A 20,515-nucleotide genomic window follows, 5' to 3' on the forward strand; every position below is an offset into this window, starting at 1 on the left:
AGGATGAAGGCAGATGCGAATTCTGATTACCGGTGGAACCGGCTTCATTGGGCGGGCCCTGGTACCTGCGCTGATGGAGCGTGGTGATAGCGTGGTGATTCTCAGCCGCCAGCCGGACGAGGTGACGGTACAGCCGGGTGTGACTGCTGTGAATGCACTCGAGGATGTAACCGGCGATGTCGAAGCAGTCGTCAACCTGACCGGTGCGCCAATTGTGGACAGGCGCTGGAGCGCCAAACGTAAAGCGCTTTTGCGATCCAGCAGGATCGAAACGACGGAAGAACTCGTGCGCTGGATGTCGGGGCGGACGGTCCCGCCGTCGGTTCTGGTAAGCGGTTCGGCAGTGGGCTACTACGGTTCCCAGCAGGACGGAGAACTGGACGAGGAGTCCGCGCAGGCTCCCTGTTTCCCTGCCCAGCTTTGCTCCGACTGGGAGCAGGCCGCGCTGGCGGCAGAGTCTGCCTCGACCCGGGTCTGCCTGATTCGCACGGGCATCGTGCTGGGGGCGGGAGGGGCACTGGCTAAAATGCTGCCCGCGTTCAGGATGGGCCTGGGCGGCCCTATCGGTGACGGGCGCCAATGGATGTCCTGGATACACATCAATGATGAGGTGGGCGCGATCCTTCACCTGCTTGACTCGCCGGGCCTTCGCGGCGCTTTCAACCTGACGGCACCTGAACCCGTTACCAACGAAGAGTTCACCAGGACGCTCGCCGGAGTACTGCGACGTCCCGCGGTATTTCGTGTACCGGCGCGTGTGATGAAGGTGATGCTGGGAGAGGCCAGCGAATTGCTGGTAGAGGGGCAGAGGGTAGTGCCTGTCAGGCTGCAGGCTTCAGGTTATGCTTTTGTGTTTCCCTCGCTGGCGCCAGCGCTACGGGCTGTTATCGGCAGGGACTGAAACCTGGACGCCTCCTCTCGGCTCAAGCAACGAAAACGGCTCCGGCAGGAGCAGGTTGGAGATCGGCCTGAGCGGGCTGATGGCCGAGGTAATGGTGCTGCCGAGACTATTGACCAGTGTGCCATCCGGCAGTACGGCGGTAATACCGGAGGAGTCATCGGCCAGGTCGACCAGTTCCCCGGTGGCTTTGCCGGTGCGTGGGTCGAGAGCAATCACCGTGGAGCGGAAAGGCAGGTTGATAGCGGTAAAGGGTAGTGCGTAGCCATAGAGTACGGGCACCAGAATGGCGTTCGCGGCGACTGCAGGATTGCCGTTGGCCACCGCCACAGGGTCTCCCAGAATGAGACTGCCGGGTAAATCCCGGAGCAATGGGCTGGCATCACTTTCCCAGAGGATCTCGCCCCTTGGGCTCACGGCGATGACGGCGGGGGCGGGGTGTTCCTGCAGTGCATAGACTGTTCCGTCGGGCCCGACGGCAGCGGCTCCGGCCGCTGCAGCCGTTTTCACTTTCCAATCCACTTTCCCTGAATCGCTGTCTATCGCGTAGAGCCAGCCTTCCTCGTCGCTGACGTAGACCTGTTGCTCGGACGGCGACAGGGCGGGGCTCGAGCCACTGCCGATACCGATCCTGGTGCTGAAGGCGACACTGACTTCGTATGGTTGTACCGAGCTATCCACATCCAGTGCGAACAGCGCGCCGATACCTGATTCATTGCTGCTGCCAACCACAAAGATCCGCCCGTCGCTGGATACCGCCGGTGTATTGGCCGAGCGCATGTTACCGGCGAATATCACCTGCCACGCCCATTCGCGAAAGGCGGGATCCATCAGTCCATCGCTTAGCAAGCTATCGGGTAGCCTGTGCTTGCTGGCATAGGGTGCCAACACGGCGGGCAACCGGAAGGGAGCGTTCAGTATCGCTCCAACATCCCGGTCAGTAATCACCACGTCACCAAAATTGGTGACTCCCATCACATCGCCATCCGCGGTGAAGGCCGCAGTAGTAAATGCATTCACCGGGTGATCCCCGGCCGCGACCCAATCACCCTCTTGCAGCGCAGGCAGAGGTGTCACCCACTTGCGGGTGCCATCGGATGCAAACGCGAACAGCTGGTTGCAATCACTGATGTAAATGTCACCGTTACTGTCCACAATCGGGCTGGAGAGAATGGCGCAGGGGTCGACACCCTGGTCGGCATCAGTCCAGGGACTGCTTTCCCAGATCACCGAACCGTCGATTGAGACCGCGTGCAGGTTCGCATGTCCTCGAGGGAGCCCCGTGGTCAGGTAGAGCTGTTGACCGTCTGGGCTGGTTACCGGAGCAGTTAACACCGATGCACCGGCGAGGGCTGTCCAGTGGTTATAGTCGCGTCCGGTAACGGCGGCGCTGCTGCTGCGCCGATTGCCCGCGTCCTTATGCAGAGTCGGCCAGCCTCCAGGTGAATAGTTGTTCCCGGCAACGCTCGATGTACTGCTGATTAACACGACAAGGCTCACGGCGCTGATGACAACCGGGTTTCCCAACCACTTCGTTACGCGAGCAGACATCCTGCCTCCTTTTCTTATTGGGCCCACACAACGTGTGTTGATGGCTGTAGTGAGGCTAGCACGACAGTTCCGTTTCACTGTCAGTCGTCAGTGGGATAGATCCATAAGCAGCGCCGTTGAACAGCATTCTGAACTGCGCATTGACTGTATCGCCAATGAGGGGATTCGATTCATTGACTACTATGGCGAACGGAGCTGCGGCCCGGTCGCTTGGCCTTCATTATCGCGCAGTCTCCCATTCGCAAGGTCGTAAAACCTAGCGAATACCAGCACCTGCGCGATGCCGGGCTTACGGGAAGTCGCGCACCGCATGCTGATGGCCAGGGTGAAGAGGTAGCCGCCACAACCTGGATTTTGGCCAAGTTTGGCAGGGCAAGCGCCGGATCACGTGCTACTTTTCTAGACAGGACGTCTTCACTTCAATAAGGAAATTCGACATGGGACGCAATTTGCTCGTGAGCTTCGACGGCACCTGGAATACGCCGGACGACAACGGCGATATCGACGGTAACACCAATACCAATGTCAGGCTGTTCTACGAAGCTTGCGCCGCGACGACCCAGCAGGGGCGAACGCAGTTGAAATGGTACGACAAGGGAGTGGGGACACGGTGGTATAACCGCCTCGCCGGCGGCGTGTTCGGTGTGGGGCTGTCGCGCAACCTGGTCCAGGGCTATACCTGGCTGGTCGACAACTACCAGGATGGTGACGATATTTTCATTATCGGGTTTTCCCGCGGTGCTTACACGGCCCGCAGCCTGGTGGGCTTTTTGCGTAACGCGGGCCTGATCAAGCGTACGAGCGGTGGCAAGAAGCAACGCGACGAGCTGATCAATGAAGCCTACCAACTGTATCGGGCCCGCGACGAGGGGGCGGATTCCCCGGCGGCGACGCGTTTCCGTGCCCAGTTTTCGCAAATGGTGCGGGTCAGGTTTCTCGGTGTCTGGGACACCGTGGGTGCTTTGGGTATTCCGGTCAACTCCTTCGACTGGTTCAATCGCCGCTATTATCAATTTCACGACACAGAGCTCAGCAGCATCGTCGAGAATGCGTTCCATGCCCTGGCCACCGACGAGCATCGCGAGAACTATGCCGCCACGATGTGGGACCCGAAGGAGAAACCGCGGCAGACGGTTGAACAACGCTGGTTTGTCGGTGCCCATTCCAATGTGGGGGGTGGCTACAAGACCCGGACGCTGTCCAACCTGACCCTCCGCTGGATGGCGGACAAGGCCGGCACCTGTGGCCTGGCGCTGAAAACAACTGATCTGCCAAAAGTCAGCCGGCGCAACTACACCGGCAAGGCAATCGACTCCTACGAGGAGTTTCTCTCCGGCCTTTACCGTATCACCAGCGACCGCTACTACCGTCCGATTGGAGAAACCGCTAACGGGGGTGAAGGGGTAGATGAAGCTGTGCTGGAGCGCTATCGATCAGATACCAGTTACCGGCCCAAAAACCCGGTGGGTGTTCACGTGGAAGGACTGCCGGATGCCGCTATCGGTCGTATCCGCGGTTGAGCCTGGCACTTGGAAAACGTGGTTTGAGGGCTTCTATAGCCAGGAAGACTGAACACACCGCGGCGTGAAGCGTCTTCCCGGCAGACGGCTACAGTCCGCAATCAGGCTGACCGGACACTCAGGGCGGAGCCCACTTTGGAGTTATTGGGCCGCCCGAGTAAATCACTGATGAAGCTCCCCGTAGCGACCAGTTTGGGGAGGTCGATCCCGTGTGCTATGCCCAGCCCATCGAGCAGATAGACGACATCCTCGGTGGCGACATTTCCCGTTGCACCCTTGGCGTAGGGACATCCGCCCAGACCGGCGACAGAGCTGTCGACAACGGCGATGCCCATTTGCAGCGATGTCAGAATATTGGCGATGGCCATGCCATAGGTATCGTGGCAATGCACCGCCAGGTAGTCGGCGGCAATGGAGGGTAACAGCCCCTCGAGCAGTGTTTCGAAATCCCGGGGGGTACCGACACCGATGGTGTCGCCGAGCGAGACTTCGTAGCAACCCAGTTCCAGCAGCGCCTCACTCACCTGCCTGACCGGCTCGGGGGCAATCTTCCCTTCGTAGGGACACCCCACCACACACGACACGTATCCGCGAACGCGAACGCCCGCGTCCTGCGCCGCCTTCACCACCGGCTTGAAGCGAGCAATGCTTTCTTCGACAGAGCAGTTGATGTTCTTCTGGCTGAAACTCTCGGACGCCGAGCCGAAGATGGCCACTTCGTCCGCCTGCGCCTCCATGGCGCGTTCAAAGCCCTGGAGATTGGGCGTGAGGGCTGCGTACACAACCCCCGGTTTGCGCTCCAGGGAACCAAACACCGCCTCGCTGTCCGCCATTTGTGGAACCCACTTCGGGTTCACAAAGCTCCCGGCTTCAACGTAAACGAGGCCACTGTCGACCAGGCGCCGGATCAACTCGATCTTGCTGGAAGTGGCTACCGGCTTTTTCTCGTTCTGTAGCCCGTCGCGGGGGCCAACTTCAACCACTCGGACGCGCGCTGGCAGTGCCATGAAAGCTTCTCCAGGGGATACAAACAGGGTGAATTCAGGCGCACTAGTGTATTCGCTATTCGATATCGAGTCGACTTGGCGGATCCGGCCTGGTAACCCATTGAAAAATATGATGAAAATACTCTTCCGGAGACGTGTTTTTTGCGCTGGATTCGGCGCGGTGCCCGGGGTTGTACGGACGCCGCCTTATACCCCGGCGCGGGAAATTACTCGGCTCTGGCAGGCCCTGACAGCTATCCTGTCTTGTGTCACTCCAGCTTTCTCGCTATCGTACATGCCCGTTTGATAAAAAACATACTTGAAAGTCAAATCCAGCTGCCAGGAGATTTCCATGGATACCCGTTTCGCGCCAGAGGACATCGCGTTTCGCGATGAAGTGAGGGCCTTCTTCGACAAGGCTTATGACGACGAGTTGCAGGCGCGGCTCGCGCGGAAGGACACCTTCAAGGACGCAGTGATCGACTGGCAGAAGCGCCTTTTCGAGCAGGGCTGGATTGCGCCGAACTGGCCGGAGGAGTTCGGTGGCACTGGCTGGACTCACACCCAGAAGTACATCTTCGATTCCGAGCGCGCCTCCCGCGGTATCCGGGATGTCGTGCCCTTTGGGCTGCGCATGGTGGCGCCGGTCATCTATACCTTTGGCAACGAAGAACAGAAGTCCCGCTTCCTGCCGCGCATTCTCAGTAGCGATGACTGGTGGTGCCAGGGTTACTCGGAACCCGGCTCCGGCTCCGACCTGGCCTCCCTCAAGACCAAGGCCGTACGGGAAGGCGACGAATACGTGGTGAACGGCGCCAAGATCTGGACGACCTACGCCCAATACGCCGACTGGATATTCTGCCTGGTGCGCACGAGTAGCGAGGGCAAGAAGCAGGAGGGCATCAGCTTCCTGCTGATCGACATGAAGTCCCCCGGCATCAAGGTCAACCCGATTGTCTCGATCGACAACCACCACAGCCTGAACGAGGTGGAGTTCAATGATGTGCGGGTTCCTGTTGCCAACCGTATCGGCGAGGAAAACAAGGGCTGGACCTACGCCAAGGCGTTGCTGGCCCACGAGCGCACCACTATTGCCGAGGTCGCCGACAGCAAACGCGGGTTCCAGACTGTGTGCGACGCCGCGGCCGCCGAGGTGAACGGCGGCAAGCGTCTGATCGACGATCCCCTGTTCCGCAAGCGCCTCTCGGATATCGAAATCGAATTGATGGCTCTGGAGTTCACCGAGTTGCGGGTACTGGCGACAGTGGCCTCTGGCGGTGCCCCCGGGGCGGAGTCCTCGTTGCTGAAGATCAAGGGAACGGAACTCCAGCAGGCCATCCAGGAGTTGCGCATGGAAGTCGCCGCCTATTACCAGGGCGTGCTCCCTACCGACCTCAGTGCTGAGGAACTGGGCCACAGCTTCGGCAGTGCTGCCCGGCAGTCGTACATGTACGGCCGGGCCGCGACTGTCTATGGCGGCTCCAACGAAGTGCAAAAGAACATCATTGCCAAGGCCGTACTGGGCCTGTAAGCGCGAGGGATAACAGACCATGAATTTCGACTTTACTGAAGAACAGTCCATGCTCCGCGACAGCGTGGCGCGCTACGTGCAGGACAGCTACGACTTTGACACTCGCCGGGCGATCGCAGATTCCGAAGAGGGTTTCAGCCGCGAACAGTGGCAGACGTTCGCCGAGTTGGGATGGCTGTCGGTACCGTTTGCCGAAGAGCACGGCGGCTTTGGCGGCGGCCCGGTGGACACGATGCTGCTGATGGAGGAACTGGGGAAGGGGCTGGTGCTGGAGCCTTACCTGGCCACTGTACTCCTGTTCGGCGGCCTGCTGCAGCGCAGCGGCAATACGGCACTGGCGGCTGATTACCTGCCGCGGGTAATCGAGGGGAGCTGTCTCGGTGCTTTTGCCTACCTGGAGCGCCAGAGTCGTTTTGAGCTGAGTGACGTTCTGACCCGCGCCGAGCCCGAGGGCGACGGCTACCGGCTCAGTGGTGAAAAGGTGGTGGTATTCAATGGCGCCACTGCCGATACCCTGATTGTCAGTGCCCGCACTGCCGGAGAGCAATACGACCGGGCGGGTATCAGCCTGTTCCTGCTGCCCGCGGGTGCCGACGGTGTGACCATTACTTCCTTCAAGCAGATGGATGGCCAGACCGTGGCTAATATCGCCCTGGACAGTGTTCAGGTGGGTTCCGGGCAGTTATTGGGCGAAGCGGGCGCCGCCATGGACCTGATCGAACCCACGGTTGAGGCAGCCATCATCGCCCTGGCAGCCGAAGCGTTGGGGATCATGTCCCAGCTCAATGCCAAGACCCTGGAGTACACCAAGACCCGCAAACAGTTCGGCGTTGCCATCGGCAGCTTCCAGGCCCTGCAACACCGCATGGTGGATACCTTCATGGCCTACGAGCAGACCAAATCCCTGCTTTACCGCGCGGTGTGTGAACTCGAGGAGGGGGCTGATACCGCAGCCGCTACGGTTCACGCCCTGAAAGTCATGGTGGACCGGGCAGGCAAGCTCGTTTACGGCGAAGCCATCCAGATGCATGGCGGCATGGGGCTCACCGATGAACTGGATATCGGCCATTACGCCAAGCGCCTGATGATGATCAATGCGACCTTTGGCAATGGTGACTTCCACCAGGCGGTTTTTGACGAACTGCGCTACGGTTGAATGCTCTGTGGCCGTCGGGTATTTGCCCGTAACCGGCCACAGGCGTAACGTAGATCACCCACAGTGATATCGCGGCACCCACCGGGTGCGCTTTCCGGAGAAAAACGATGAAACTCGGATTTTTGCTCGGCTATTCAGGCAAAGAGATACACATCCCGCTGGATTTGATCAAACAGGCGGAGTCGATGGGATACGACTCCGTATGGACCGCTGAAGCCTACGGCAATGATGCCGTGACCACTGCGACCTGGGTTCTGGCCAATACCACCAAAATTCGTACCGGTACTGCCATTATGCAGATGCCGGCGCGTACGCCTGCCATGTGTGCGATGACCGCAATGTCGCTGGACCAGCTTTCGGGCGGACGGTTTATTGTGGGCCTTGGCGCTTCCGGCCCCCAGGTGGTGGAAGGCTGGCACGGCGTGCCCTATGGCAAGCCGGTGACACGCACCCGCGAGTACATTCAGATCATGCGCAAGATCATGGAGCGCGACGGGCCGGTTGAGTTCGATGGTGAGATGTACCAGTTGCCGAACAAGGGGGAGGGCACGACAGGGCTGGGGAAACCCCTCAAGTCCATCCTCAGCGGCAGCCCCGACATCCCCATCTATACTGCATCGATTACCCCCGCCGGGCTGCGCTGTGCCGGCGAAGTGGCGGATGGTGTCTTCCCGGTGTGGATGGACCCGAACAAGTTCGATGTGCTGGGCGAGCACATCGAGAAGGGCTTCGCCAAGGCCGGCAACGGCAAGAGCCTCAAGGATTTCGATGTCGCGCCTTTCGTCTCAGTGGCGATGAACGACGACCTGGACGCCGCCTACGATTCCCTGCGGCCCTGGCTCGCACTCTACATTGGCGGCATGGGTGCCCGGAACAAGAACTTCTACAATGACTACGCGACGCGCCTGGGCTACGGCGACGCGGCGGCGCAGATTCAGGACCTGTACCTGTCTGGCAAGAAGGCCGAGGCCGAGGCTGCCGTACCCAATGAGCTGCTGGACGATGTCGCCCTGGTGGGTCCGAAGGAGCGCATTATCGAACGCCTGGCGCCCTGGAAGGAAGCGGGTAAGCGCGGTGAAGTGGGAACCATGTTGCTCGGTGTGCACGATACGGAAGTACTCGAACTGTTTGCGCAGGAGCTGCTCTGATGCAGGTGGCGGGTAAGATCATCGTCGTTACCGGTGGCGCCAACGGCATCGGCAAGGCCCTGTGTGAGCGCTTTGCCGCAGAGGGCGCCGAGCGGGTCGTTGTTGCCGACCTGGAGCGCGATAACGCCCGGGTGGTAGCGGAAGCCATTGGCGGTGATGCCTACGGCGTCGATGTACGCGACGAGCAGCAGATCGCCGCCATGGTACTGGAGGTGGAAGCGAAGTACGGTCGCATCGACCTGTTTTGCAGCAACGCGGGAATCATTGCGGGTGACGGTGAGCCCTGGTGGGCCACCTCTGCGCCCAACAGCACCTGGCAGGCCATGTGGGACATTCACGTGATGTCACATGTCTATGCTGCGCGCGCTTGCCTGCCGGGCATGATCGAGCGAGGAGAGGGCTACTTCCTCAACACGGCCTCAGCGGCTGGCTTGCTTAACCAGGTGGGTGACGCGGCTTACTCCACCACCAAACACGCCGCCATCGGCTTTGCCGAGGCCCTGGCCATTACTCATGGCGACGACGGTATCAAGGTGTCCGCGCTCTGCCCACAGGCTGTAGCCACACGCATGATTGGTGAGAACAAGGATGGCGGCACCGCCGGGGTCGATGGTGTGATTACACCGGAAGCTGTCGCCCAGGCAGTGGTGGAAGGGCTCGAGGAGGAGGCGTTCCTCATCCTGCCCCATAAAGAGGTGGTGGAGTACCGGGCCCATAAAGCGGCCAACTATGACCGCTGGCTAGGCGGTATGCGCAAGCTGCGTCGCAAGTTCGGCAATCCGAAGCTCTGACGGAACCGGGTATGTCGGATGCGTTGACGGATGTCAGCCAGATTGAGAAAAAGGAGCGCTTTGCCCGCTCCATTCTCAACGGGTTTGAGTCCTACTTCGCCGAATTCCAGAACATCACCCTGGCCGCTCGCACCCGCTTTGAAAATGCCGATTGGCACGGGATGCATGCTTCCTCGATAGATCGCATCGATCTTTACAAGCACAAAACCACGGCTGTACTGGATGTTGTGGAGCTGATCGCGGGTGACCAGCTGCGTGACTTTCAGTTCTGGACAGATACCAAGGCAGTGTATGCCGGCCTGATCGAAGGGCACAACAATTTCGAGATGGCCGAGACATTTTTTAACTCGGTGTATTGTGCGGTTTTCAAGCACCGCAAGATCCGCGACGAGCACGCCTTTGTATTTTCACCCCAGGGCGACATGCCTCCCTCGGATTTCCGCAAGGTGGTCCGGCGCTACCCGCTGTCGGGTACGCTGGCGGAATTGCTGCGGGACTTGTTTGCAGATTATGCCTTCAGCCTTCCCTACGAGGATCTCGAGCGGGATGTTGGCTTTGTTATTGACGCCATCGACGATTTTCTCGCCCCGCGCTTTGATATCGGTCGCGAGGGCGTAGAGTTCCAGATGCTGGAACATTACTTTTTCCGCAACAAGGGTGCCTACATTGTAGGGCGTATTGTATCGGGTTCCGACTCCATGCCCATCGTGTTCCCTCTCATGCAGTCGGCAGATAGTGAAGTGTTTGTGGACACGATTCTGTTCGGGGCCGACAAGTGCAGTGTGCTGTTCAGCTTCACTCGCTCATATTTCATGGTGGATGCGAGTATCCCGTCGCAGTATGTGTTGTTTTTGCAGCAGTTGATGCCCGCCAAGCCAATCTCCGAAATATACAGCGCCATGGGTTACAACAAGCACGGTAAAACCTACTATCACCGCTGTGCATTCCGCCACATGACCCGCACTTCCGATCAGTTCATGATCGCCCCGGGAATCAAGGGCATGGTAATGAGCGTGTTTACCATGCCGTCCTATGACTTCGTCTTCAAGATTATCAAGGACCGGTTTACGCCACCCAAGGAGATGACCCACGAGCAGGTGAAGGAAAAGTACCGCCTGGTTAAGCGCTGGGACAGGGCGGGGCGCATGGCAGATACCCAGGAATTCACCAACCTGGCCTTTGCCAGGGAGCGGTTTTCTGACGAATTGATGGCCGAGCTGCACAAAGTGGCCCCCTCGCTCATCGAAGAACATGGCAAGGCGCTGGTGATCAAGCACGTGTATGTCGAAAGACGCATGATTCCCCTCAACCTGTACCTGCAGGATGCCACCGACGAACAGGTGGCGGCGGTCATGGATGAATATGGCAATGCCATCAAGCAGCTGGCCTCGGCCAACATTTTCCCGGGTGACATGTTGCTGAAAAATTTTGGGGTGACGCGTCATGGCCGGGTTGTGTTCTATGACTATGACGAGATCCAGCCGCTGATGGACTGCAACTTCCGCAAGATTCCCGAGCCGAGAAACGAGGCCGAGGAACTGGCCAGCACGCCCTGGTACTCTGTGGGCCCCAACGACATTTTTCCCGAAGAGTTCCGCCTGTTCTTCTCGGGTAACCAACGCGCACGAAAGGTATTTGACGCCATGCACAGCGATATTTACGAAGTGGACTTCTGGCAGGGACTGCAACGACGAATCAGCGAGGGATACATCGAAGACTTCTTTCCCTATCGCCGTAAATTGCGTTTTCCCCGGGAAGACGCCGCTGCCAGGGAGGCGGTGTAATGGCGACGCTGTATCTCATACGTCATGGCCAGGCGTCTTTCGGGGCCGACGATTACGACAAACTGTCTGAGCTCGGTTGCCGGCAGGCCTCGGCCATGGGGCGCTATCTGGCCCTGCACGGAATACACCTGGATGCAGCCTACAGTGGCAACTTGCTGCGCCAACGGGAAACAGCCCAGCTGGCGCTCGCAAGCCAGGCTCAGACTGTGCCTCACCATGTGGATCCGCGCTTCAACGAGGTCAACAATGACGAGCAACTGGAACACCTTGTACCGGAGCTGGTCGCAAGCAATGATCGGCTGCGGGCACTTATGGACAAGGGCTTGCGCGAAAGCAAGGACTACCAGAAGGTGATCGAGGCGGTATTCAATTACTGGGTATCGCCCGCGTGTCAGCATCCCGACATCCAGAGCTGGGAGGATTACTCAACAGGTGTGCGTAGCGCTGTCCGCGACCTGATTGCCGAACAGGGCGCCGGAAAGACTGTGGCCGTGTTCACCTCGGGCGGAACCATTGCGACCATCGTGGCGCAGGTGCTTGGCCTTGGGGGCGAGCACACCTACAAGTTCTACGAACCCATCTTCAATTGCTCGGTGACCCAGCTTTTCTACAGCGGTGACAAGGTTTCCCTGTCGTACTTCAACGATCGCTCATTCCTGCAGATGATGGGGCGCGAGTCAGACGAGAACCTGGTGAGCTACCGGTGACCCGGATACTGCTGGTGCGCCACGGCGAGGCCGCGGCGGAGTGGGGGCAACACGAGGACCCGGGCCTGAGCGAGCTGGGGTGGGAGCAGGCCGCCAACAGCGCCGCTGAGCTGGCTTCGCAGGTCGATAGTCAGTGGCAACTGGTCAGCAGCCCCAAGATGCGTGCCCGCGAAACGGCTCAGCCGCTGGTGGATGCGACGGGGCTAGCGGTGCGTATTGATCCTGTGTATCGCGAAGTGCCGGCACCGGTGCCCATGGCCCAGCGCAAACAGTGGCTGCGACGGTTCATGCAACAGCAATGGGCGGATCAGCCTGATGATCTCTGGCGTTGGCGCCGGGATATCGTGGAAGCCCTCTCGGTCCTGGAGCGGCCGACGGTGATCTTCACCCATTTCCTGGTCATCAATGCGGTGGTTTCGGAAGCACAGGAGAGGGGCGAAGTGCTGTGCTTCTGGCCGGATAATGCCTCCATCACCGAACTGCATCTGGAACAAGGCAGGCTGCGCCTCGAGTCCCTCGGTCGCAGCCTGCAGACCGAGGTCAATTAACATTTGTGGCGCTAGGGCGCAGCGCGAGGTGTCCTTTGCAGGGACTCCTGCGCGGTGGAGGCCACCAGTACACCGTCCCTGGTATAGAACTCGCCGCGGCTGAATCCCCGGCCGCCGTTAGCGCTCGGGCTGTCCATTGAGTACAGCAGGTAGTCGTCTACCCTGGCAGGGCGGTGGAACCAGATGGCGTGGTCCAGGCTCGCAGTTTGCATACCCTTGGTATGCCCGGTGTAAGGGTGTGGCAGCATGGCCGTACCAAGCAGAGCGAAGTCTGACATGTAGGCGAGCAGCATCTGGTGACGGGTTGGATCGTCCCCGATATCCCCTGGCACCTGGAACCAGCAGTGTTGTACTGGCTCAGCAGGTTGAGGGTTGTCGTAATTGCGCCGGTTGGCCGAGCGCCGTTCAATGGGGTGCATGATCATCCCCTCATTGTGGGAGCCGGGCTTCTCCCGCATCCGTCGCTCCCAGAACTCCGCATCGGTTTCCAGCTCTTCCGGCGGAGTGACCTGCGGGGGGCGGGACTGGTGCTCGAGGCCACCTTCCTGCTCGTGGAATGAAATGGCGGTGTTAAAAATAGCCTTACCATCCTGCTTGGCCACTACGCGGCGTGTAGTGAAACTGCCGCCGTCCCGGATGGGGTCCACCTCATACACAATTTGTTTGGACGGGTCGCCCCCGCGCAGGAAGTAGGCGTGCATGGAGTGGGCCGGGCGGACACCCTCTACGGTGAGACTGGCGGCATAAAGCGACTGTGCTAATACCTGGCCACCGAACACCCGAGGCGGGAATTTGGGGCTTCGGCCGATGAACAGGTATTTGTCGATGCGTTCGACTTCCAGCAGCCTGATCAGTTGTTGCAGCAATTCACTCAAAATACAACTCCGTGCGCAGTGCCGCGTGCGCTATTCGCGCGGCAACAGGCCATTCAAAAATATGTCGAAATAGTCATAGGCTGCGCTGTCGAGGTCATCTACGCGGCGCCAGAGTCCTATTTCCATAGAGGCATTAATGGCGCCGGCGATGAGTTGCTGGGCGATTTTTACGTCGACCTCGCGCACACTGCCGTCGTCGATTCCCTGGCGAATAAAGCTGCCAAAACGGGCACTGGAAGCGTCGGTACGCTCCAGAATTTCCCGCCGGCGCTTCATCGGCAGGGCGGTAATGGTGTTATAGCGGATCAGGGGGCCTTCTTCGGAATTCTGCAGGTGAAACACCTGGCGACAGCTGTGGGCGACCTTTTCCAGCCCCGATCCGGGTAATGCGGTAGCCTCGTCATAGATCCGTTCGATGGCATCCTGGGAGTAGGTATAGCAGCTGTAGAGCAAGTCTTCCTTGTTCTTTATGTGGTAGTAGAACGCGCCCTTGGAGACGTTCAGATGTTCTGCGATTTCGTCCAGCGAGGTGCCATTGAAGCCCTGCTTGTTGAAGAACCAGGTGCCAGCCTTGTAGAAGGCCTGCTGCTTCAAGCGGTTCTGCTCTTCGCGGTCGAAGCCGTGTACATACTGGCTAACGGGCGTGGTAACGGCGGGGGACGCAGGTCGATAATCTCCCCGGCCGGCGTAAAGGCCCCGGCACAGCACATCGAAGGCCTGCTCGGCAGTCTCCTGGACCCGGTTCCGCTCTACCTTGTGGAGCCAGGAGAACACCCAGTCCACCGAGCCGATAATGGCTCGGGTGGCAGCGGTGCACTCCATGGGGCGCAGGCTGCCATCGGCGACGCCGTCGCGCAAATACTGACGCAGCCGCTTGAACATGGCGATGTAGCTGGCTTCGACTTCCTTGCGGTGAGGACCTTTGAGCGAAGCGATCTCCAGCAGCGCGGCAATATGTGGGCCGCGGCCCTCCTGGGCTGCAAGCCAATTATCGAAACTGGACAGGAAGAAGGCCCGGGTTCGCTCCAGCGGTGAGTCGTACTGCTCCTCAATGGCATCCATCTGGCGAAGGTGATGTTGCAGTGCAGCCATGTAGCACTGGTAGATCAACTCTTCCTTGGTTTTGACGTAGTAATAGAGGCTGGTTTTGGTGAGACCGAGGGTGGCGGCAATGTCCTGCAGCGTGGTGGCGCGGGAGCCCTTGTAATTGAACAGCTTGGCCGCCTGGGACAGGATGGCCGCCCGCTTGGCGTCGTGCTGCGCCGAACGGTTGAAGGGTGAGGCAGTGGGTTTTTCCTGGCTCATGCCGAATTGGGCTTCCTGGCTGGCTTATACCGCGAAGTGGTGCGCAGGGGAGCTGCGCGCATACTTATCCGTCTAAAATTTCAACTTTAAGTATTTTTTTTGTGACTGTCCAGTCTGACGATGCACTGGGCCTTGGTCGCAGGCCTGTACTCGCTGGCCTGTATCAGGTGAGCCGGGCGCATTCCTGGTGGCGGAAACAGTCTACGGTGTGATCATTCACCATCCCGGTAGCCTGCATATGTGCATAGATAATAGTGGACCCCACAAAGGTAAAGCCGCGCTTTTTCATGTCCTTGCTGATTTTGTCAGAGAGGGGAGTCGTGGCGGGGACCTGCTTCATGCTTTTCCATTGATTCTGCAGTGGTTGCCCATCCACAAAGCTCCAGATGTAGTCACTGAAGGAGCCAAAGGCTGACTGGACTTCGAGAAATGCCCGGGCGTTGGTTCTGGCACCGAATACCTTGAGACGGTTGCGGACGATACCGGGATCCTGCAGCCGCTTTTCCAGTTGTGCGTCGGTCAGTCGGGCGACTTTAGCGGCGTCGAAGTCGGCGAACTGCTGCCGGTAGCCCTCTCGTTTACGGAGTACCGTGATCCACGACAAGCCCGCCTGGGCACCCTCGAGCAGCAGGAATTCAAAAAGGGTCTTGTCGTCGCGCACTGGCACACCCCATTCCGTATCGTGGTACTGAACATAGAGGGGATCGTCTCCGCACCAGGTACAACGCTGCTTCATGGATAGTACTCCTTGCCTGTTGGCCGGAGTATGTTCCGGCCACGTGGGAGTGTCCAGCCTGTGTGGTGGCCGCCGGGTTACTGTGGGAGAATTGCGCGCTTTGAGGAGGAATGCAATGACCGACACGATTCTGTACGAGCGTCGCGGAGAGGTAGGGCAATTGACGCTCAATGTGCCAGAGCGCCACAACTCGCTGGGCGAAGAGCAGTTGCTGGGTATTCGCGACATACTTTCGGGGTTTGTCGGAGAAGAGGCCCCGCGGGTGCTGGTAGTCAGTGGGGCGGGGGATCGCACTTTCTGTGCTGGTGCCTCGCTGAAGGAACTCAACAGCGGACGGATTTCTGGTGAGTTGTTCCAGGAAACCACGGACCGAATTGCTGCGCTCCCCATGCCGACGCTGGCCGCCATCAACGGCAATGTGTTTGGCGGAGGTGTGGAACTGGCACTGAGTTGCGACTTTCGGGTGGGAATAGAAGGAACGCGCCTCAGGGTTCCTGCTGCTGCCATTGGCCTCTGCTACCCGATTGGGGGAATTCAGCGTTTCGTCGAGCGGTTGGGCGTGTCAGCATCAAAACGATTGCTAATGGCTGCCGAGGAGCAGGACAGCGATGCGATGAGAGAGCTGGGGTTTCTCGACTATGTGGCAACACGAGAGGAGTTTGCGAGTACGGTGCAAAAGCTGGCAGACAACCTTGCTGGTCTCGCGCCCCTGGCGGCACGGGCGATGAAACAACTCATTGGCCAGAGTGCGCTGGGTACCCTGGACCCAGCCGAGGCTGAAGTGCTGGTGGCGCGGTGCAGGGAGTCAGCTGACCTCGTTGAGGGCTTCGCCGCCCAGCGTGAGAAAAGAACCCCCCGGTTCCGGGGCTGCTAGTGTGTTGACGTCAGGGGTGGCGCAAGCGGTCCCTGACTACCCAGTTTCCTGTCTATACCCAGCCAGGGCAGCCCCAGGCCCTCGAGCCACTGAATGGCGTTGCCTTCGGTCAGGCAGCGGCCTGCGTTAGCCGCTGACGCGGCTTCGACACAACTGCTCGCGGCTACCGAAACAGATAGCAACCCGGGCACCGGGTAGCCGTCAACCGGACTGAAAGTACGGCTGAAATTTTCCCCGTCGAGTTGCAGGCGGCGCTCGAAGTTGCCCCTTGACGAGAGGGCCTGGCCGTTGAGCTTAAGGCGGTGGATGGCGGCGCGGGCGCCGTGAGGGTACCGTAAGCCGATCAGCCAGTTGGAACCGTCTGGCTGTCGACCGATAGTTCTAACATCCTTGTCCAGGTCGATCAGGGCGGAAGTAACCCCTGCGGTTGATAGCAGGTTGTACACCCGATCCACCGCATAGGGGCATAGACAGCTGGCCAGGTTCACACGTAGGCCGTCGATGGCTGTCTGTATCCCCGATTCATTGAAAGCCAGGTGTTGCCAGCCTGAAGTCCTCAGTGCGGCATCGATTGCTTCAGGTGTTGGCGGAGTGCGCTGCTCGGTACTGCGCCATAAATTGCTCACAGTCTGGATGCTAGGGTCAAAAATGTTATTGGTTTTGTGTCGTAGGGCGGCTACAAGATTGATTAACCCCAGGGCCTCCCGGTCGAGCGAGTGCGAACCGGCCCTGGAAAGTGAGGCTGTCAGGCTCGCCCTGTTGTGTACGTCAAACCGCTCCTGGAGCCGCAGTAGTTCCATTTTAGCGGAGTCCAGCAACTCAGCAGCGTCGCCGCGGTTATCGGCCACCGCAAGATGGCACGCCCGGCCCATAACGTGAAAGCGAATCTCAAGCAATCCATGCATCGCGGAATGAAAGCCTCCCCAACTGTGGCACTCATGACGAATTTACAACGCTGGCAGAGAAGCATCCAGCAGATATTTCAGTCAGGGCCGGTACCGGGAATCGTGAAAGTGAAAGACGTGCCTTGCTCGCGATCGACTGAAATAACTCCTCCCATGGCGTTGATTAGCTCTGCTATCGTCGCCAATCCTTCGGTTTCCGGCGCTTCCAGGTTCATGCTGATGGGAAGTCCAAGGCCGTTATCCGCCACGGTAAACTCAAAGTCACTCGCAGGTGCAGGTGCCAGCGGATCACCGTAGTTCGCCCTGATCACCAGATAAGATCCTTGAGCGTTCGATGCAAAGGCGTGCTGGATGGCATTTTCAATCAATTCGAAGAGCACAAGAGAAATGGGCAGTGCCTGTCTTGCGGATACCAGTCGATCTGGTACCTCATTGATCACTGTTATCTGTTCGCCCGACTCAGATTCACTCAGTAAATGGTTGGTGAGCTCGTTTGTATAAGCATACAGATTGCAAAGCAGTTGCTCGTGCTTGTACAACAGCGAGCGTTCCAGGCATAGCATGGCTAAAAGCCGCCCGCGAGTACTTGTAAGGTTTGCTTCATCGAACGAGGGAGGCAGGAAGTCAGTGTGGCGAGCCAGGCAGTCGCGCAACAATTCAAGACGTTCAAGATTGAAAAAATGGATAGACTCAATCAACTGAGCCTGCTCATCCAACTGCTCCTGAACGTCATCCATGGCACGATCCGCGGTGATCTGCATTTCCTCCGCGAGTTTTAGCGCTTGATTACGAATCGCATAATTGTCGTAAGCCTTTTTGATGAGCCAAACGACGATGGCGCCTGCCAATGCATACAGACAGTAAGCCCACCACGTGTACCACGGGGCGGGGTTCATCCGCAGAGCGATATCGATTCCATCCTGATTCCATATACCCGACGCGTTCGCTGCCTGGACGCGAAACCTGTAGTCACCAGCGGGAAGGTTTGTATATGTGGCGGTATTTCGATTGCCGATGTCTATCCAGTCAGGATCGAAGCCTTCGAGTTTATAGCGGTAAAGATTGTTTCCCGGGTCGATGAAGTCGAGGGCGCTGAATTCGAAGGTTATGTAGTAGTCGGTGTGGGTGAGGGTTATGGATTCAAGCCGGTGGGCTGCTGTATTGACGGCGATATTTTGCGCTGCTGATTGAATACTAGTTAGCACCAATGGGGCTTGTTTACTACTTAGTTGAATTGTCGATGGATCTAATCGGTTGTAGCCGTTACTTCCGCCAAAAAAAATATGGCCGGAAGGCGCTTTATGAACGGCTCCAAAGTTAAAGTCGTTGCCTTGCAAGCCTTCCCCGGCACTAAACCTTCTAAGCATGTTTCCAGATAGATCTAGAACGTAAATTCCACTGGAACTAGAAACCCATAATCTCTGAGTCTCATCTTCCACAAGACCGTAGATGGATGAAGTCGAGAGCACATTGCTATATGTTACCGGCGAGAATATCAATTGATTTGACTTAGATAGGCTGGAATCTGAATAGAAAAGGCCACTATTCAATGTGCCAAGCCAGATTCCACCAACGCTATCCTCAAAGATACTTAGATAAGTCAACTCCTCCCTAGTATTATTTATGGAAACTATAATAGGGGTCATCTTATGACCACGCCCAGAATACAAATATAGAGCTCGTTCAGATCCAATGAGAACTCTGTCCTTTTTTCTCAATTGCTGTATAAATGTGATAGACCTTTCTGAAGGGCCATTACCATCATAAGAGTCAAGGGGGGAGACTCGTTCTCCGTCGTGCAACAAAACTCCGTAGTTAAAGGTACCCACCAAGGTAGTTTCAGGACTCAAATGTAAAATTGAGGTTACAGCTGCATCAGCATATTGTTCTTTGTGTAGTTGAGTAATATTTCCGGTATTTGTGTCAAGGATCTGTACTCCGTGGCCTCTTGTGCCAATCCACAGTTTTTCTCTATTAATCGCAAGTGCCATTATTCGTGGGTCAATTCGATTTTGGTTATGAACTGCTGTATGAGTCGTTGTTTTGCCCGTGGCGTCTGTCTGCAACTTATAAAGACCCTCAAACGTGCCAATCCAGTGCTCTCCTGAACTGTCTGTTTCGAATGAAAGCACCTCATTTGGTATTCTGCTGTTCTTACTGTTGAACCACTCAAACTGCGAGCGAGTAATTCTGCTAAGCCCCCTGTATGTGCCAATCCACACGCTTCTGTCGGTTACTAGAACAGAGGAAATATGTACATTACCCAGTGAGGAGTTCTTGGCGTTAAATTCAGTAAAATATCCCGTGTCTGAAGACAGGATATATAGTCCCTTGTCAGTTCCGACATATAATGTATTCTCACTGACCTTAAGATTTGTAATGGTGGTTCCAGGATTGTCTTTGATAAGGGAAGAGAAAAGCTTGGGTAATCCATCGTCATCTATTCGATATATCTCTCCCTCCTTGGTGCTGATCCAAAGAGTCTTGGTCGATTTGTTGTAAGTGGATGCAGAGGGGGAAAGGCTGTTATTAGACTTTGCTGAGCGAACAGAGATATTTCTAGAGTTCTTTAATTCGTGAGCAAAGTATATCCCTTGCTTTGCTAAAAATACGACGCCAGTTTTATCAATACACTCTAGATCGTAGCTAAATTCTATCTCATCGCCATTCTCCGCCTTGAGCTTATTGTCTACAACAATGCCGAGATCAGAGTTGAACAGTAAAATGCCAGATTTTGTGCCAATCCAAACTCGGCCATCTTCACAGGAAGCTATATCTGTAATAGACGTGGTCTCGGGTAGATATTCAGAGAGATCGAAGTGCTGGAAGCCATTGGTCAGGGAGTTGTATTTAGAAACTTTAGAGCCGTTGCTTGCAACCCATAATCGATTTCTACTATCGAGTGTAAGGGAATATACTTCATGAAATGAAAATGACTCTTCCGTGGTCACCTTTTTTAGACCGGTACCGTCATACCTATATAGTCCTCTGGGAGTACCTATCCAAACATGTCCAACCATGTCTTGAGCTAGGCTATTTACCGTATCTTTAATACGGTCGAGAGTGTAATTATTTTGTGCTATAACGACATGCTCTGGCGTACCAATTGCGATAGGTGCTGAAAATGCTATCACTATCGTTAGAATTAGCCCGATGAGATAAAAAACAAAATTCATTCAAAAACCTTAAGCATTCCCTGC

The 20,515-nt window shown here is 57.2% G+C and carries 17 protein-coding genes; 10 read left to right on the forward strand and 7 right to left on the reverse strand.

Annotation, left to right across the window (positions count from 1 at the left end; translation table 11 throughout):
• The first annotated feature begins 13 nt into the window (after nt 1–13).
• The gene (locus FV139_RS16165; protein WP_148069507.1) at nt 14–901 is read left to right on the forward strand and encodes a TIGR01777 family oxidoreductase; all 888 of its coding nucleotides are present in this window, start codon (nt 14–16) and stop codon (nt 899–901) included.
• Here the strand turns inward: FV139_RS16165 and FV139_RS16170 are convergent.
• A complete protein-coding gene (locus tag FV139_RS16170) occupies nt 875–2,449 on the reverse strand; it encodes an outer membrane protein assembly factor BamB family protein (protein ID WP_148069508.1) in 1,575 nt (524 codons plus the stop codon). The two genes, FV139_RS16165 and FV139_RS16170, sit on opposite strands and share 27 nt — an antisense overlap.
• A 437-nt stretch (nt 2,450–2,886) precedes the next feature.
• Here FV139_RS16170 and FV139_RS16175 point away from each other — a divergent pair, with 437 nt between their 5' ends.
• Nucleotides 2,887–3,969 (forward strand): DUF2235 domain-containing protein, encoded by a 1,083-nt coding sequence (locus tag FV139_RS16175; RefSeq protein WP_148069509.1) that lies wholly within the window; start codon nt 2,887–2,889, stop codon nt 3,967–3,969.
• 101 nt (nt 3,970–4,070) lie between these two features.
• Here the strand turns inward: FV139_RS16175 and FV139_RS16180 are convergent, their stop codons facing one another.
• Nucleotides 4,071–4,976 (reverse strand): hydroxymethylglutaryl-CoA lyase, encoded by a 906-nt coding sequence (locus tag FV139_RS16180; RefSeq protein WP_148069510.1) that lies wholly within the window; start codon nt 4,974–4,976, stop codon nt 4,071–4,073.
• Between the two features lie 331 nt (nt 4,977–5,307).
• Between FV139_RS16180 and FV139_RS16185 the strand changes: the two genes are divergently transcribed.
• The 7 genes from FV139_RS16185 to FV139_RS16215 all read left to right on the forward strand — a co-directional run bounded on the left by FV139_RS16185 (nt 5,308) and on the right by FV139_RS16215 (nt 12,620).
• Nucleotides 5,308–6,486, forward strand: coding sequence for an acyl-CoA dehydrogenase family protein (locus FV139_RS16185; protein ID WP_148069511.1), 1,179 nt, complete (start codon nt 5,308–5,310; stop codon nt 6,484–6,486).
• 19 nt (nt 6,487–6,505) lie between these two features.
• Nucleotides 6,506–7,642 carry an acyl-CoA dehydrogenase family protein gene (locus FV139_RS16190; RefSeq protein ID WP_148069512.1) on the forward strand — a complete coding sequence of 379 codons (1,137 nt, stop codon included), beginning with the start codon at nt 6,506–6,508 and terminating at the stop codon, nt 7,640–7,642.
• A 107-nt stretch (nt 7,643–7,749) separates the two neighbouring features.
• Complete coding sequence (locus FV139_RS16195; RefSeq protein ID WP_148069513.1) at nt 7,750–8,790, forward strand: LLM class F420-dependent oxidoreductase; 1,041 nt, start codon at nt 7,750–7,752, stop codon at nt 8,788–8,790.
• Nucleotides 8,790–9,581, forward strand: a complete 792-nt coding sequence (locus FV139_RS16200) for an SDR family oxidoreductase (protein WP_148069514.1) — start codon at nt 8,790–8,792, stop codon at nt 9,579–9,581. The genes FV139_RS16195 and FV139_RS16200 overlap by 1 nt, the downstream gene beginning before the upstream one ends.
• 11 nt (nt 9,582–9,592) lie before the next feature.
• A complete protein-coding gene (gene aceK / locus FV139_RS16205; RefSeq protein WP_235898682.1) occupies nt 9,593–11,365 on the forward strand; it encodes a bifunctional isocitrate dehydrogenase kinase/phosphatase in 1,773 nt (590 codons plus the stop codon).
• Nucleotides 11,365–12,072 (forward strand): histidine phosphatase family protein, encoded by a 708-nt coding sequence (locus tag FV139_RS16210; RefSeq protein WP_148069515.1) that lies wholly within the window; start codon nt 11,365–11,367, stop codon nt 12,070–12,072. The genes aceK and FV139_RS16210 overlap by 1 nt, the downstream gene beginning before the upstream one ends.
• Nucleotides 12,069–12,620 carry a histidine phosphatase family protein gene (locus FV139_RS16215; protein ID WP_148069516.1) on the forward strand — a complete coding sequence of 184 codons (552 nt, stop codon included), beginning with the start codon at nt 12,069–12,071 and terminating at the stop codon, nt 12,618–12,620. Before FV139_RS16210 ends, FV139_RS16215 begins: the two co-directional genes overlap by 4 nt.
• A gap of 11 nt (nt 12,621–12,631) precedes the next feature.
• Here FV139_RS16215 and FV139_RS16220 read toward each other — a convergent pair whose 3' ends face one another.
• From FV139_RS16220 to FV139_RS16230, 3 genes are all read right to left on the reverse strand, one after another.
• Nucleotides 12,632–13,495, reverse strand: a complete 864-nt coding sequence (locus FV139_RS16220; protein WP_148069517.1) for an acyl-CoA thioesterase — start codon at nt 13,493–13,495, stop codon at nt 12,632–12,634.
• 30 nt (nt 13,496–13,525) lie between these two features.
• A complete protein-coding gene (locus FV139_RS16225; protein WP_148069518.1) occupies nt 13,526–14,800 on the reverse strand; it encodes a TetR/AcrR family transcriptional regulator in 1,275 nt (424 codons plus the stop codon).
• Nucleotides 14,801–14,963: 163 nt separating this feature from the next.
• On the reverse strand, nt 14,964–15,536 hold the full coding sequence (locus FV139_RS16230; protein ID WP_148069519.1) for a DNA-3-methyladenine glycosylase I: 573 nt from the start codon (nt 15,534–15,536) through the stop codon (nt 14,964–14,966).
• Nucleotides 15,537–15,651: 115 nt separating this feature from the next.
• On the opposite strand from FV139_RS16230, the gene FV139_RS16235 reads away from it, so the two are divergent.
• A complete protein-coding gene (locus FV139_RS16235; protein WP_148069520.1) occupies nt 15,652–16,410 on the forward strand; it encodes an enoyl-CoA hydratase/isomerase family protein in 759 nt (252 codons plus the stop codon).
• On the opposite strand, the gene FV139_RS16240 is transcribed toward FV139_RS16235, so the two are convergent.
• Nucleotides 16,407–17,315, reverse strand: coding sequence for an FAD:protein FMN transferase (locus FV139_RS16240; RefSeq protein WP_148069521.1), 909 nt, complete (start codon nt 17,313–17,315; stop codon nt 16,407–16,409). The genes FV139_RS16235 and FV139_RS16240 overlap by 4 nt on opposite strands.
• A 77-nt stretch (nt 17,316–17,392) precedes the next feature.
• A complete protein-coding gene (locus FV139_RS16245; RefSeq protein WP_148069522.1) occupies nt 17,393–20,491 on the reverse strand; it encodes a ligand-binding sensor domain-containing protein in 3,099 nt (1,032 codons plus the stop codon).
• Nucleotides 20,492–20,515: the final 24 nt, after the last annotated feature.

This window comes from Parahaliea maris, assembly GCF_008064665.1.
GTDB classification, from domain to species: Bacteria; Pseudomonadota; Gammaproteobacteria; order Pseudomonadales; family Halieaceae; genus Parahaliea; species Parahaliea maris.

Coding starts and splice junctions, on each gene's coding strand:
- FV139_RS16165 (WP_148069507.1), top strand. CDS start 14: ATGCGAATTCTGATTACCGGTGGAACCGGCTTCATTGGGCGGGCCCTG.
- FV139_RS16170 (WP_148069508.1), bottom strand. CDS start 2,449: ATGTCTGCTCGCGTAACGAAGTGGTTGGGAAACCCGGTTGTCATCAGC.
- FV139_RS16175 (WP_148069509.1), top strand. CDS start 2,887: ATGGGACGCAATTTGCTCGTGAGCTTCGACGGCACCTGGAATACGCCG.
- FV139_RS16180 (WP_148069510.1), bottom strand. CDS start 4,976: ATGGCACTGCCAGCGCGCGTCCGAGTGGTTGAAGTTGGCCCCCGCGAC.
- FV139_RS16185 (WP_148069511.1), top strand. CDS start 5,308: ATGGATACCCGTTTCGCGCCAGAGGACATCGCGTTTCGCGATGAAGTG.
- FV139_RS16190 (WP_148069512.1), top strand. CDS start 6,506: ATGAATTTCGACTTTACTGAAGAACAGTCCATGCTCCGCGACAGCGTG.
- FV139_RS16195 (WP_148069513.1), top strand. CDS start 7,750: ATGAAACTCGGATTTTTGCTCGGCTATTCAGGCAAAGAGATACACATC.
- FV139_RS16200 (WP_148069514.1), top strand. CDS start 8,790: ATGCAGGTGGCGGGTAAGATCATCGTCGTTACCGGTGGCGCCAACGGC.
- aceK (WP_235898682.1), top strand. CDS start 9,593: ATGTCGGATGCGTTGACGGATGTCAGCCAGATTGAGAAAAAGGAGCGC.
- FV139_RS16210 (WP_148069515.1), top strand. CDS start 11,365: ATGGCGACGCTGTATCTCATACGTCATGGCCAGGCGTCTTTCGGGGCC.
- FV139_RS16225 (WP_148069518.1), bottom strand. CDS start 14,800: ATGAGCCAGGAAAAACCCACTGCCTCACCCTTCAACCGTTCGGCGCAG.
- FV139_RS16230 (WP_148069519.1), bottom strand. CDS start 15,536: ATGAAGCAGCGTTGTACCTGGTGCGGAGACGATCCCCTCTATGTTCAG.
- FV139_RS16235 (WP_148069520.1), top strand. CDS start 15,652: ATGACCGACACGATTCTGTACGAGCGTCGCGGAGAGGTAGGGCAATTG.
- FV139_RS16240 (WP_148069521.1), bottom strand. CDS start 17,315: ATGCATGGATTGCTTGAGATTCGCTTTCACGTTATGGGCCGGGCGTGC.
- FV139_RS16245 (WP_148069522.1), bottom strand. CDS start 20,491: ATGAATTTTGTTTTTTATCTCATCGGGCTAATTCTAACGATAGTGATA.